The organism is Thauera sp. 2A1 (assembly GCF_009469595.2).
GTDB lineage: Bacteria > Pseudomonadota > Gammaproteobacteria > Burkholderiales > Rhodocyclaceae > Thauera.
This window is the reverse complement of sequence record NZ_SSXV01000002.1, coordinates 108,991-122,346: the sequence shown is the minus strand read 5'-3', so window position 1 is coordinate 122,346 and position 13,356 is coordinate 108,991. Positions and strand designations below refer to the sequence as shown.

13 protein-coding genes and 1 tRNA gene are annotated in these 13,356 nt (G+C 67.0%); 11 read left to right on the top strand and 3 right to left on the bottom strand.

Annotation, left to right across the window (positions count from 1 at the left end):
• Positions 1-177: 177 nt before the first annotated feature.
• From GH664_RS02635 to mnhG, 6 genes are read left to right on the top strand one after another with little or no spacing between them, the layout of a single operon-like run.
• A complete protein-coding gene (locus GH664_RS02635; RefSeq protein ID WP_153166599.1) occupies positions 178-3,093 on the top strand; it encodes a monovalent cation/H+ antiporter subunit A in 2,916 nt (971 codons plus the stop codon).
• Positions 3,093-3,443, top strand: coding sequence for a Na+/H+ antiporter subunit C (locus tag GH664_RS02630; RefSeq protein ID WP_153166598.1), 351 nt, complete (start codon positions 3,093-3,095; stop codon positions 3,441-3,443). The genes GH664_RS02635 and GH664_RS02630 overlap by 1 nt, the downstream gene beginning before the upstream one ends.
• A complete protein-coding gene (locus GH664_RS02625; protein ID WP_153166597.1) occupies positions 3,440-5,050 on the top strand; it encodes a monovalent cation/H+ antiporter subunit D in 1,611 nt (536 codons plus the stop codon). The genes GH664_RS02630 and GH664_RS02625 overlap by 4 nt, the downstream gene beginning before the upstream one ends.
• Complete coding sequence (locus tag GH664_RS02620) at positions 5,047-5,541, top strand: Na+/H+ antiporter subunit E (RefSeq protein ID WP_153166596.1); 495 nt, start codon at positions 5,047-5,049, stop codon at positions 5,539-5,541. Before GH664_RS02625 ends, GH664_RS02620 begins: the two co-directional genes overlap by 4 nt.
• Positions 5,538-5,822, top strand: coding sequence for a K+/H+ antiporter subunit F (locus GH664_RS02615; protein ID WP_153166595.1), 285 nt, complete (start codon positions 5,538-5,540; stop codon positions 5,820-5,822). The genes GH664_RS02620 and GH664_RS02615 overlap by 4 nt, the downstream gene beginning before the upstream one ends.
• Positions 5,822-6,250: a monovalent cation/H(+) antiporter subunit G gene (gene mnhG / locus GH664_RS02610; protein WP_153166594.1), complete on the top strand. Its 429-nt coding sequence runs from the start codon at positions 5,822-5,824 to the stop codon at positions 6,248-6,250. The genes GH664_RS02615 and mnhG overlap by 1 nt, the downstream gene beginning before the upstream one ends.
• A 65-nt stretch (positions 6,251-6,315) precedes the next feature.
• Here mnhG and GH664_RS02605 read toward each other — a convergent pair whose 3' ends face one another.
• Both GH664_RS02605 and GH664_RS02600 read right to left on the bottom strand, forming a co-directional pair.
• The gene (locus GH664_RS02605) at positions 6,316-6,981 is read right to left on the bottom strand and encodes a Bax inhibitor-1/YccA family protein (RefSeq protein ID WP_153166593.1); all 666 of its coding nucleotides are present in this window, start codon (positions 6,979-6,981) and stop codon (positions 6,316-6,318) included.
• 67 nt (positions 6,982-7,048) lie between these two features.
• Positions 7,049-7,396 (bottom strand): HPF/RaiA family ribosome-associated protein, encoded by a 348-nt coding sequence (locus tag GH664_RS02600; RefSeq protein WP_153166592.1) that lies wholly within the window; start codon positions 7,394-7,396, stop codon positions 7,049-7,051.
• A 153-nt stretch (positions 7,397-7,549) separates the two neighbouring features.
• On the opposite strand from GH664_RS02600, the gene nhaR reads away from it, so the two are divergent.
• The gene (gene nhaR / locus GH664_RS02595; protein WP_153166591.1) at positions 7,550-8,473 is read left to right on the top strand and encodes a transcriptional activator NhaR; all 924 of its coding nucleotides are present in this window, start codon (positions 7,550-7,552) and stop codon (positions 8,471-8,473) included.
• A 179-nt stretch (positions 8,474-8,652) separates the two neighbouring features.
• On the opposite strand, the gene GH664_RS02590 is transcribed toward nhaR, so the two are convergent.
• Positions 8,653-8,737, bottom strand: a tRNA-Leu gene (locus GH664_RS02590).
• Positions 8,738-8,824: 87 nt separating this feature from the next.
• On the opposite strand from GH664_RS02590, the gene queA reads away from it, so the two are divergent.
• The 4 genes from queA (at position 8,825) to secD (ending at position 13,339) form a co-directional block, all read left to right on the top strand.
• Positions 8,825-9,874, top strand: a complete 1,050-nt coding sequence (queA, locus tag GH664_RS02585) for a tRNA preQ1(34) S-adenosylmethionine ribosyltransferase-isomerase QueA (protein ID WP_153166590.1) — start codon at positions 8,825-8,827, stop codon at positions 9,872-9,874.
• Positions 9,864-10,976: a tRNA guanosine(34) transglycosylase Tgt gene (tgt, locus tag GH664_RS02580; RefSeq protein ID WP_153166589.1), complete on the top strand. Its 1,113-nt coding sequence runs from the start codon at positions 9,864-9,866 to the stop codon at positions 10,974-10,976. Before queA ends, tgt begins: the two co-directional genes overlap by 11 nt.
• Before the next feature lie 80 nt (positions 10,977-11,056).
• A complete protein-coding gene (gene yajC / locus GH664_RS02575) occupies positions 11,057-11,383 on the top strand; it encodes a preprotein translocase subunit YajC (protein ID WP_153166588.1) in 327 nt (108 codons plus the stop codon).
• A gap of 90 nt (positions 11,384-11,473) precedes the next feature.
• Positions 11,474-13,339, top strand: coding sequence for a protein translocase subunit SecD (secD, locus tag GH664_RS02570; protein ID WP_153166587.1), 1,866 nt, complete (start codon positions 11,474-11,476; stop codon positions 13,337-13,339).
• Positions 13,340-13,356 lie beyond the last annotated feature (17 nt).

The window sequence follows — 13,356 nt, the reverse complement described above, 5'->3', positions numbered from 1 at the left end:
CCAGTCACCATCGTTCCTCCACTCCCGCGCGAGGGAGGTCTTGCCGCCAGCAGGCGCAGACGCAGCGGCGCTGAGCCAGGGCCTCGCTGCGCAGTTGCGCCGCGCTCCGTCCTGCGGGGCACAGTCACGACTTTTTTTGGGAAACCTGATGCTGGATGACGCCGGAGTGATCGAAGCTTGAAGCTGGCGCTGATCGTCCTGCTGCCCTTCGCGGGCAGCCTGATCGCGTCCTTCCTCCCCGCCCATGCGCGGCGCACAGGCGCTGCGCTGGCGGGTCTGGTCGCGCTCGCGTGCACCGGGCTGCTGGCCAGCCTGTATGGCGAGGTTGCGCAGGCGGGTGTCGTGCGACACGCCGTGCCCTGGGTGATGGGCCTCGACTTCTCGCTGCGCCTCGACGGCCTGGCCTGGCTGTTCGCCGCACTGGTGTCGGCGATGGGCGCGCTCGTCGTGCTGTACGCGCACTACTACATGTCGCCGGAAGACCCGGTACCGCGCTTCTTCTCGTTCTTCCTGGGCTTCATGGGGGCCATGCTGGGCGTCGTGTTGTCGGGCAACCTCATCCAGCTCGTGTTCTTCTGGGAACTGACGAGCCTGGTCTCGTTCATGCTGATCGCTTACTGGAACCATCGCATCGACGCCCGGCGCGGCGCGCGCATGGCGCTGATCGTCACCGGCAGTGGCGGACTCGCCATGCTCGCCGGCGTGATCCTGCTCGGGCAGATGGCCGGTGGTTACGAACTCGACCAGGTGTTCGCCGCGGGCGCAGCGATACGCGAGCACCCGTGGTATCCCGCCGCCCTCGCCCTGATCGCATTGGGCGCGCTGACCAAGAGTGCGCAGTTCCCCTTCCACTTCTGGCTGCCGCACGCCATGGCCGCGCCGACGCCGGTATCGGCCTATCTGCACTCGGCCACCATGGTGAAGGCCGGCGTCTTCCTGCTGGCGCGGCTCTGGCCGGTGCTCGCCGGCACCGAGGCGTGGTTCTGGATCATTGGCGGTGCAGGCCTGGCTTCGCTGGTGCTGGGCGCCTACGCGGCGGCCTTCCAGCGCGACATGAAGGGCGTGCTCGCCTATTCGACGATCAGCCACCTCGGCCTGATCACCCTGCTGCTCGGCCTGAACAGCCCACTGGCGCTCGTCGCGGCCGTGTTCCATGTGGTCAATCACGCCACCTTCAAGGCCTCGCTGTTCATGGCGACAGGCATCGTCGACCATGAAACCGGAACGCGCGACATGGAACGCCTGGGCGGGTTGCGCCACGCAATGCCGCTGACCGCCTCGCTCGCGCTCGTGGCGGCAGCGGCCATGGCCGGCGTGCCGCTGCTCAACGGCTTCCTGTCCAAGGAAATGTTCTTTGCCGAAACGGTATTCCTCGACCGCGCCGATCCCTCCCATTTCCTGCTGCCGCTGCTGGCGGTGGCGTCGAGCATGTTCAGCGTGGCCTATTCCCTGCGGTTCGTGCTGAAGGTCTTCTTCGGCGCGCGCGCCACCGGCCTGCCGCGCCAGCCCCATGAACCGCCGCGCTGGATGCTGCTGCCCAGCGCGCTGCTGGTGCTGGCCTGCCTCGTGGTGGGCATCCTCCCCGGCTGGGCGCTCGGCGCGCCGCTGGCGATGGCGGCCTACTCAATGCTCGGCAACGACACGCCGACCTACAGCCTTGCGGTGTGGCACGGGGTCAACCTGCCCCTGCTGATGAGCGCTGTCGCGCTGGCCGGCGGCACCGCGCTCTACCTTGTGCTGCAGCGGCAGCGGGCCACCGGCGTGCTGTTCGTGTTTCGTCTCGACGGCAAGCGCGCCTTCGAGTGGAGCCTGGCGCGACTGTCCGCCTACGCCGGCTGGCTGGTCGAGCATGCCGCCTCGCGCCGCCTGCAGATGCAGTTGCTGGTGCTGGTGCTGTTTGCGGTCGGTGCGGTGATGCTGCCGCTGTGGCAGACCGGAGTGCCCTGGGGCAGCCTGAGTCGCCTCCCTGCGGACCCGGCCTTCGGCCTGCTCTGGCTGGTGGGCGGGCTGTGCGCGCTGGGCGCGGCCTATCAGGCCAAGTACCACCGCCTGGTGGCACTGATCTTCGCCGGCGGCGCAGGCCTTGCGACGGTGCTGACTTTCGCCTGGTTTTCGGCACCGGACCTGGCGTTGACCCAGGCGATGGTCGAGGTGGTGACGACCCTGCTCCTGCTGCTCGGGTTGCGCTGGCTGCCGCGCCGCATCCAGGCACAGGAGGAGGGGCGGCCGCCGGAGCGCGCGCCCCTTCGCGCCCGCCTGCGCCGCGTACGCGACTTCGCGGTGGCGATCTGCGTCGGCGCCGGGATGGCGCTGCTCTCCTACGTGATGCTCACCCGGCCGGTGGCCGAAGGACTGGCGCCCTTCTTCCTGACGCAATCGCTGCCGCAGGGCGCGGGCCTCAACGTGGTGAACGTCATCCTGGTCGATTTCCGCGGTTTCGACACACTGGGCGAGATCACCGTGGTCGGCATCGTCGCGCTGACGGTGTATGCGTTGCTGCGCCGCTTCCGACCAGCCCCTGAAAGCGTCGCCCCCCCGCTCCAGCAACGCGAGCAGGCGGTGCCCGAGCCACCCGATCCGCAACGCGCGCTGCCCGACGCCTACCTGATGCTGCCCGCGGTGCTGATCCGGCTCGTGCTGCCCGTGGCCGTGCTGGTGTCGATCTTCTTCCTGCTGCGCGGGCACAACGCGCCGGGCGGCGGCTTCGTCGGCGGCCTCGTCCTCGCCACCGCGCTGCTGGTGCAATACATGTTCAGCGGCGTCATCTGGACGGAAGCGAGGCTGCGCGTGCTGCCGCAGCAGTGGATCGCCTTCGGCCTGCTCGCCGCCGGACTCACCGGCGCGGGAGCATGGCTGGCAGCGCGCCCCTTCCTCTCCGCGCTGGGCTGGCACGGCGAACTTGCGCTGATCGGCGACATCCATCTTTCCACCGTGCTCGCCTTCGACCTGGGCGTGTACATGCTGGTGGTGGGCGCCACCTCACTGATCCTCGTCGCCCTTGCCCACCAGTCGTTGCGCGGCCAGCACCTGCAGTGGCGACGGCCGGCGGAAGGCAATGCGAAGCGTCGCGCCGAAGAGGAAGGGACGAGCTGATGGAGATCATCTATGCGATGGCGATCGGAATCCTGGCGGGCTCGGGCACCTGGCTGCTGCTGCGCCCGCGGACCTTCCAGGTCATCATCGGCCTCACGCTACTGTCCTACGCGGTGAATCTCTTCATCTTCAGCATGGGCAGCCTGAACCTGGACCGCGCGCCGATCATCGACCCCATGCAGGCGGTCGATCCTGCCCGCTATGCCGACCCGGTGCCGCAGGCCCTGGTGCTCACCGCCATCGTCATCGGCTTTGCCACCACTGCGCTGCTGCTGGTGGTGCTGCTCGCCTCGCGCGGCCTGACAGGCACCGACCACGTAGACGGCGTGGAAGACGGAGCCGAATCGTGAGCGGCTGGCTGCAGCACCTGCCCATCCTGCCGATCGTGATTCCGCTGCTTGCCGGCGCCGGGCTGCTGTTGCTCGACGATGCACATCGGCGCGCGCGCGCGGCGGTGGCGCTCGTCGCCACGGCGCTGCAACTGGCCGTGGCCATCGCGCTGCTGTCGGCGGCGGCGAACTCAGATGCGACATCGACCGGCATCGAGGTCTATCGGCTCGGCGGATGGAGTGCGCCGTTCGGCATCGTGCTGGTCGTCGACCGCCTGTCGGCGCTGATGCTGACCCTGTGCGCGGTGCTCGCGCTGCCTGCGCTGACCTATGCGCTCGCGCGCTGGGATCGTGCAGGCGTGCATTTCCATCCGCTGTTCCAGTTCATGCTGATGGGGCTCAATGGCGCCTTCCTGACCGGCGACATCTTCAACCTGTTCGTATTCTTCGAGGTGCTGCTGGCGGCGTCCTACGGCCTTGCGCTGCATGGCTCGGGCGCCGATCGGGTGCGATCGGGCCTGGCCTACATCGTCGTCAATCTGGCCGCTTCGCTGCTGTTCCTGATCGGCGCGGCGCTCATCTACGGCATCACCGGCACGCTCAACATGGCCGACCTCGCGCATCGCGTACCGGCCCTGCCGGCCGACGACCGCGCCCTGTTCGCCGTCGGCATCGCCCTGCTGGCACTGGTATTCCTCGTCAAGGCAGCGGCCTGGCCGCTCAACTTCTGGCTGCCGTCGACCTACAGCGCGGCCAGCGCGCCGGTGTCCGCGATGTTCTCGATCATGACCAAGGTCGGCGTCTATGCCCTGCTGCGCATCGGCTCGGTGCTGGAACCGGCGGGGGCGTTCGCGCTGCTCGGCGACGTCATCTTCATGTTGGGGTTGCTCACCCTGGGCTACAGCGCCATCGGCGTGCTGGGCGTGCAGAAGCTGGACCGCGTCGCCGGCTACAGCGTGATCGCCTCGTCGGGCACGCTGCTGGCGGCGTTCGGCCTGGGCATGCGGGATGTGACCGCCCCCCTGCTCTATTACCTGACCGGGTCGGTGCTGGTGATGGGCGCGTTCTACCTGGTCATCGAGATGACGGAACGCTGCAAGCCCTATGGTGCGGACCTGCTCTCGGTGACGATTGAGGCCTTCGGCATGGACACGCCTGAGGAAACAGCGATGAGCGAGGACGTGGTGGGCTTTGCCATTCCCGGCGCGATGGCCTTCATCGGCATGGCCTTCATCGCCTGCACCGTGATCATCGCCGGCCTGCCGCCGTTGTCGAGCTTCATCGCCAAGTTCGCACTGCTGATCGCCGCGTTCGGGGCAGCGGAAGGCGCTGCCGTGCCCACCGAGGTCTGGCTGCTGATGGCAGCGATCCTCGGCTCGGGCCTGACGGCGATGATCACGCTGTCGCGGCTCGGCATGCGCATCTTCTGGAGCGGCGAGGCGCGGACGACGCCGCAACTCCTGGTGACCGAGGCGGTGCCGGCGGCCGTCCTGATCGGCCTGTGCATCGCGCTGGCGCTGGCTGCCCAGCCGGCAATGGAGTTCATGCAGGCAACCGCGAAGTCGCTGCACGACCCGTCGCAATACGTCGAGGCCGTCATGAGCCTGTCGAGGGAAGCCGGCCGATGAAACGACCCACCTACCCTTCCCTGCTGCCCGCTGTCCTGGTGCTGCTGCTCGTCTGGCTCGTGCTGAACGACAGCTTCTCGGCCGGCCATCTCCTGCTCGGCCTGATGCTGGCGCTGATGGTCGCCGCCATGCTGCCATCGGCGCGGCCGCTGCAGGCACGCGTGCGCCGCCCGCTGATGGCGATCCGCCTGCTGCTGCGCGTGCTGGCGGACATCATCCGCTCGAACGTCACGGTGGTCGGCATCGTGCTGGGCCCCGAGCGACGGCGCCAGCGTCCGGGTTTCATCCAGGTTCCGCTCGACCTCCGTGATCCGCACGGCCTCGCGGTGTTGTCGATGATCGTGACGGCGACCCCCGGGACGGTGTGGGCCGAGACTTCGCCCGACCACCGTGTGCTGACGCTTCATATCCTCGAACTCGAGGACGAATCGGCCTGGCAGCGTACGATCAAGGAGCGCTACGAGCGACCGCTGATGGAGATCTTCGAATGACCGCGACGATCATCGACTTCGCCACCCTGTTCGCCTTCGTCTGCCTCGGCCTCGCGATGGCCTTGGCGACAGTCCGCCTCGTCATCGGCCCGGGCGCGCGGGACCGCGTCCTTGCCTTCGACACCATGTACATCATCGGCGTCATGATGGTGCTGGTGATGGCGCTGCGCTCGAGCACGTCGGTATATTTCGACGTCGCCCTGCTGATGACCCTGTTCGGCTTCGTGGGAACGAGCGCCTTGGCCAAGTTCCTGCTGCGCGGCGAGGTGATCGAGCCGTGATGAGCGAACTTTCCCCGTGGACTGCAATCCCGGCGGCGCTGCTGATGTGCGTCGGCAGCGTGCTGGCGCTCATCGGCGCGCTGGGCCTGCTGCGGCTGAAGAACTTCTATTCGCGCGTCCATGCGCCCACGCTGGGCACCACGCTGGGCCTGGGCTGCATCCTGCTCGCGTCGCTGGTTTCATCTTCGGCGCTGGCAAGCAAGCTGGTGCTGCACGAGTTGCTGATCGCCGTGTTCATCGTCGTCACCGCGCCGGTGACCACCATGATGCTGCTGCGCGCAGCCCTCGCCGAGGACAGGCGCAAGGGCCATCGGCCGACCCAGGCGTCAGGCCCCTCGCCAGCCGATGCGGAGCTTGCGGACGATGTTCAGCCGGGTGACGACACCCCGGCGGCCAGCGGCCCGGCGAGGCCAGCCGGCGATGCATGAAAAAAGGAGCGGGCACCCTGTTACCGGTGCTCGCTCCTTCGCGCGGCCTGTGGCGCGGTTGTGCATCAGTCGTCGCTCATCACGCCAAGGATCTGCAGCAGGCTGGTGAAAAGGTTGAAGATCGACACGAACAGCGACACCGTCGCCATCACGTAGTTGGTCTCGCCGCCGTGGATGATGTTGCTCGTCTCATACAGGATGAGACCCGACATCAGCAGCACGAAGGCGGCCGATACCGTCAGCGACAGCGCGGGGATGGAGAAGAAGATCGCACCCAGGCCCGCGAGGAAGGCCACCAGCACGCCCACGAACAGGAAGCCTCCCATGAAGGAGAAGTCCTTGCGGGTGGTCAGCGCATAGGCAGACAGGCCGAGGAAGATCGCCGCGGTGCCCGCCATCGCCTGCATCACGATCTGCGAGCCGTTCGGCAGCGCCAGGTACTTCGACACGACCGGGCCCAGGGTCAGGCCCATGAAGCCCGTCAGGGCAAACACGAACAGCACGCCCAGGCCGCTGTTGCGGAACTTCGTCGTCAGGAAAAGCAGGCCGAAGTAGCCGACCAGCGTGATGAGGATGCCCGGATGCGGCAGGCCAAGCGCCATCGACAGCCCGGCGGTCACCGCCGAGAAAGCCAGCGTCAGCGAAAGCAGCATGTAGGTGTTGCGGATGACCTTGTTCGTCGAGAGGACGGAAGCCTCCGAGCGGGTCATCGTTGTCAGGCGGTTTTCCATGTTGGGTCACACTCCTTGGAGGATGGATGTTGTTTTGGTAACGGGCGCTAAGGCAGTCACTTCGCGATCAGGCCACCGCCGGCGCCGCATGTGCGAGCGCGACGCGCTCGGGCTTCTGGTGACGACGCAGGCGCTGGGCCAGCACACGCGAGACGCGGTCCGCTGCCTGATCGACTGCGGCCCGGACGTCGAGCTGGGTGATCGCGAAGACGACGTCGGGCAGGTTGCGCAGCCGCAGTTGCACGACGCATCGCTTGTCCGCGCCACCCCGTGGGCCATTGACGTCGGCGACCTTCACTCGCGCCCACTGGATGTGGTCCTGGAAACGGCCGATCGCGAAACTCATGCGCCGAGCCACGTAGTCACGCAGGCCGGGTGCCGCTTCGACGTTGTCACAATGCAGATCGATTCGCATGCAGGATCTCCTTTTGAATGGGTATGCACCGCACGAGCGGGAACCACTTGCGATGCTACCCCTCTGACTGTTCGATAAAACCTCAGTTCGACTGAATTTTTATCCGAATTTTTCGATACATTCAATTCTCGACACAATCACCGTACGTCGCCCATGCTGAACTACAAGCAACTCCACCATTTCTGGTCGGTCGCCCGCGCGGGAGGCATCGTGCGCGCCAGCGAACGTTCCGGCCTCGCGCCGCAGACACTGTCGGGCCAGATCGCGACGCTGGAGGCGGACCTCGGCGTCACGCTGTTCCAGCGCCAGGGCCGACGCCTGGTGCTGACCGAGACCGGACGCGTGGCCCTCGATTATGCCGAAGAAATTTTCCGCCTGGGCAACGAACTGGAAGAAGCGATCCAGAGCCGGGCCACCGGCCGCATGGTTCCATTCCGCGTCGGCATCGCCGACGTCGTGCCGAAAGCGATCGCCTACGTCCTGCTGGCGCCATCGATGACGCTGGCCGAGCCGATGCGCATCATCTGCCGCGAAGGCAAGCTCGAGCGCCTGCTGGGCGAGTTGGCCATCCACAAGCTCGACGTCGTTCTGGCCGACAGCCCGCTGCCGCCCAACATGGACGTGCGCGGCTACAGCCATACGCTGGGAGAGTCGACGATCGGCTTCTACGCCTCGGCAGCCGTCGCCGGCGCCCTGCACGGCAATTTCCCCGACTGCCTGAACGGCGCACCACTGTTGCTGCCCGGCCTGGAGGCGGCGGTGCGCGGGCCGTTGTTGCGCTGGCTGGAAGCCGCCAAGTTGCGGCCGAGGATCGTCGGCGAATTCGACGACAGCGCCCTGATGCGCGCCTTTGGCGAAGCTGGCGCGGGCGTGTTCCCCGCGGCATCGCTGATCGGCGACGAATTGCTGTCGCATGGCGACATGCGCGTGCTGGGCGAGGCGAGAGGCGTCGTCGAAACCTATTACGCGATCTCGGTCGAACGTCGCTTGACGCATCCGGCAGTACGCGCGATCAGCGATGCAGCACCGATTTCGACACAGGCGACGCAGTCGCCGCATCGGGCGGAACAGGCGTGAACACTGCCGGGGAGCCGCGCCTGCCGGTCACTCCCTCCCCTCACGACGGCGCGCGGCCTGAGGTCAACGGCGAGGGGAACGCGAGACGCGCGCAGGTCAGTGCTGCAAAGCGGCATCAAAAACCCTAGAATGGCGAGCTTTCGCCGCGCCCTACGGTTCCTAAGCTGCTGATTTGAAAATGGTGCCGGGAAAGGGACTCGAACCCTTACACCTTGCGGCGGCGGATTTTGAATCCGCTGCGTCTACCGATTCCGCCATCCCGGCTGGGGACGCGCATTATCTCCGAACACGGGCGCCGGCAGCAAGCCGGGCGCTTCGATTGCATCCCTGCATGACGTTTGTCACGATCCGATGTCACTCAAGCTGAACGATTTCGACTACACCCTGCCCCCCGAACTGATCGCCCAGGCGCCGCTCCCCGAGCGCAGCGCCAGCCGCCTGCTGGTGGTGGATGAGGGGCGTCTGGCCGACCGCCGCTTCACCGACCTGCCGGAGTTCATCCGCCCTGGCGACCTGCTGGTGTTCAATGACACGCGGGTGATCCACGCGCGCCTGCACGGGCACAAGGACAGCGGCGGCCAGATCGAAGTGCTGGTCGAACGCGCGATCGGGCCGCACGAGGCGCTCGCCCAGGTACGCGCCAGCAAGTCCCCCAAGACGGGTAGCCTTTTGCGACTGGCAGGCGCCCTCGACGTCACCGTGCTGGGTCGGGTGGGCGAGTTCTACCACCTGCGCTTCCCCGACACCGACGACCTCCACACGCTGCTGGAGCGCCACGGCAAGCTGCCGCTGCCGCCCTACATCCAGCGCGCGGCCGGCGACGACGACGAATCGCGCTACCAGACGGTCTTTGCGCGCGAGCCCGGCTCGGTCGCCGCCCCCACCGCGGGGCTGCACTTCGACGATGCCCTGCTCGCCCGCCTCGCCGAACGCGGCGCGCATTGCGCCTGGCTCACGCTGCATGTGGGCGCCGGCACCTTCCAGCCGGTACGGGTGGACGACCTCGGCGAGCATCGCATGCACCGCGAACGCTACGTGATCCCGCAGGAGACGGCCGACGCCATCACCGCCACCCGCGCCGCGGGCGGCCGCATCATCGCGGTGGGCACCACCAGCATGCGCGCACTCGAAGCTGCTGCGCAGGACGGCCCGCTGCAGGCCGGCAGCGGCGAGACCGAGATCTTCATCCTGCCGGGCTTCCGCTTCCAGGTCGCGGACGCGCTGATCACCAACTTCCACCTGCCAAAATCCACCTTGCTGATGCTCGTTTCCGCCTTTGCCGGCGTGGAGACGATCCGCAGTGCCTATGCCCACGCCGTCGCCCAACGCTACCGCTTCTTCAGCTACGGCGACGCGATGTTCCTGACCCGCAAGAACGACACTGAAGACGATGCAGTTTGAACTCCTCGGCACCAGCGACGGCGCACGCCGCGGCCGCATGACGCTCGCCCATGGCGTCGTCGAGACGCCGGTTTTCATGCCGGTCGGCACCTACGGCACGGTGAAGGCGATGACGCCCGCCATGCTCGGCGACATCGGCGCGCAGATCTGCCTGGGCAACACCTTCCACCTGTGGCTGCGCCCAGGGCTCGACATCATCCGCGCGCACCAGGGCCTGCACCGCTTCATGGCCTGGGACAAGCCCATCCTGACGGATTCGGGCGGTTTCCAGGTGTTCAGCCTCGGCGCGCTGCGCAAGATCAGCGAGGAAGGAGTGAAATTCTCCAGCCCGATCGACGGTGCCAAGCTGTTCCTGACCCCGGAGATCTCGATGCAGATCCAGACGGTGCTCGACTCCGACATCGTCATGATCTTCGATGAATGCACGCCCTACCCGGCCAGCCGCGACGAGGCGGCAAAATCCATGCGCCTGTCGCAGCGCTGGGCGAAGCGCTCGCGCGACGAGTTCGACCGGCTGCAGAACGCGAACGCACTGTTCGGCATCGTCCAGGGCGGCATGTACGAGGATCTGCGTGACGAGTCGCTCGGCGCACTGCAGGACATCGGCTTCCACGGCTTCGCCATCGGCGGCCTGTCGGTGGGCGAGCCCAAGGAAGACATGCAGCGCATCCTCGCCCACACCGCACCGCGCCTGCCGCAGCACAAACCACGCTACCTGATGGGCGTGGGCACGCCGGAGGACATCGTCGCCGGCGTGGCCGCGGGCATCGACATGTTCGATTGCGTGATGCCGACCCGCAACGCGCGCAATGGCTGGCTGTTCACCCGCTACGGCGACATAAAGATCAAGAATGCGGTGCACAAGGCCGATACCCGGCCGCTCGACCCGTCCTGCGACTGCTACACCTGCCGCAACTTCAGTCGCGCCTACCTGCACCACCTGCACCGTGCCGGCGAAATTCTGAGCAGCATGCTCAACACCATCCACAACCTGCGCTACTACCAGACCCTGACTGCGGAACTGCGCCGGGCGATCGAGGACCAAGCCTTCCCTGCCTATGTGCAGCGCTTCCGCAGCGAGCGCGCCACCGGCGCCGTTTGAGGCGCGCCGGCGCCGCCCACGGGCTGTCATGCGCCTGCTGCTATAATCCAACGCTTTTTGCCACTCTTGGAGTTCCTACCGTGCTGATTTCAAACGCATATGCGCAAGCCGCAGGCGGCACCGACCCGACCGGCGGCCTGATGGGCCTGCTGCCGCTGATCCTGATGTTCGTCGTGCTGTGGTTCCTGATGATCCGGCCGCAGATGAAGCGCGCCAAGGAGCACAAGTCCATGGTCGAAGCGCTGTCGAAGGGCGACGAAGTGGTGACGCAGGGCGGCATCGCAGGGCGAATCGCTGAAGTGGGCGACAACTTCCTTCACATCGAAGTCGCGCCGAACACCAATGTGGTGGTGCAGAAACAGGCCGTCTCCACCGTGCTGCCCAAGGGCACGCTGAAGAGCCTGTAATCCCGGCAAGGTGCGCCAGATGTTGCGCCCAGCCGTCCTGAAGGCGCTGCGCGGCAAGCGCGGCGTCCTCCTCTTGCGTCCGACCCGACCATGAATCGCTATCCACTCTGGAAAAACCTGCTCATCGGCCTCGTGCTGCTCTGGGGCCTGATCTATACGCTGCCGAACTTCTACGGCGAAGTGCCGGCGGTTCAGGTCTCCAGCGCCAAGGCCACCTTCAAGCTCGACCCTGCAGCGGCGACCGACCGCGTTGCCGGCGTGCTCAAGGAGGCGGGCATCGACAACGCGGGCATCTTCTCCGACGCCACCAGCGTGCGCGCCCGCTTCGCCAACACCGATCTGCAGTTGCGCGCCAAGGACGCGATCGAGCGCGCGTTGAACCCGAATGCGCAGGATCCTTCCTACGTCGTCGCGCTGAACCTGCTTTCCGCCTCGCCCGCCTGGCTCACCGCGATCCACGCACTGCCGATGTACCTCGGCCTCGACCTGCGCGGCGGCGTGCACTTCCTGCTGCAGGTGGACATGCCGGGCGCGCTCACCAAGCGCCTGGACGCCACCACCGGCGACCTGCGCACGCTGATGCGTGACAAGAACGTGCGCCACGCCGGCATCACGCGCGAAGGCAACACCGTAGTGGTGCGCTTCCGTGACGCCGATCAGCGCGAAGCCGCGCGCCGCGCCATCCAGTCCTCCACCGCCGACCTGCAGCTCGCCGACCGCGACGACACGGCCGACGACCTGAAGCTGGTCGCCACGCTGACCGCGCAGGCGCAGAAGACGATGCGCGATTTCGCCATCAAGCAGAACATCAGCACACTGCACAACCGCATCAACGAGCTCGGCGTGGCCGAGCCGGTGATCCAGCAGCAGGGGGCGGATCGCATCGTCGTGCAGTTGCCGGGCGTGCAGGACGTGGCCAAGGCGAAGGACATCCTCGGCCGCACCGCGACGCTGGAAGTGCGCATGGTCGACGACACGCCGGGCCTGCTCGAACAGGCGCTGACCGGCAACGTTCCCTTCGGCACCGAGCTCTTCAAGGAGCGCGGCGGCGCGCCGCTGCTGCTGAAGAAACAGGTGGTGCTGACCGGCGACCGCCTGACGGACGCCCAGCCGGGCTTCGACGGCCAGACCAACGAGCCCGCGGTGCATCTGACGCTGGATGCCGCCGGCGCACGCATCTTCCGCGACATCACGCGCGAGAGCATCGGCAAGCGCATGGCGATCCTGCTCATCGAGAAGGGCAAGGGCGAAGTCGTCACCGCACCGGTGATCCGCAGCGAGATCGGCGGCGGCCGCGTGCAGATCTCGGGCCGCATGACCACCACCGAGGCCAACGACGTGGCGCTGCTGTTGCGCGCGGGTTCGCTGGCGGCGCCGATGGAAATCATCGAGGAGCGCACCGTCGGCCCCAGCCTGGGTGCCGAGAACATCGCCAAGGGCTTCCATTCCACGCTGTGGGGCTTCGTCGCGATCGCGATCTTCATGAGCGCGTACTACATGCTGTTCGGTCTGGTGTCGTCGATCGCGCTGGCGGCCAACCTGCTGCTGCTGGTGGCGCTGCTCTCACTGCTGCAGGCGACGCTGACGCTGCCCGGCATCGCCGCGATGGCGCTGACGCTGGGCATGGCGATCGACGCCAACGTGCTGATCAACGAGCGCATCCGTGAGGAGCTGCGCAACGGCGCCACGCCGCAGGCCGCCATTTCCGCCGGCTACGACCGCGCCTTCGACACCATCCTGGACTCCAACATCACCACGCTGATCGCCGGTATCGCGCTGCTGGTGTTCGGTTCCGGTCCGGTGCGCGGCTTCGCGGTGGTGCACTGCCTCGGCATCCTGACCTCGATGTTCAGCGCCATCCTGGTGTCGCGCATGATGATCAACTTCCTCTACGGCCGCCGGCGCAAGGTCGAATCGCTCGCCATCGGCCAGATCTGGAAGCCGGGCAACAACTGAGCGGAACGAAAGGAACA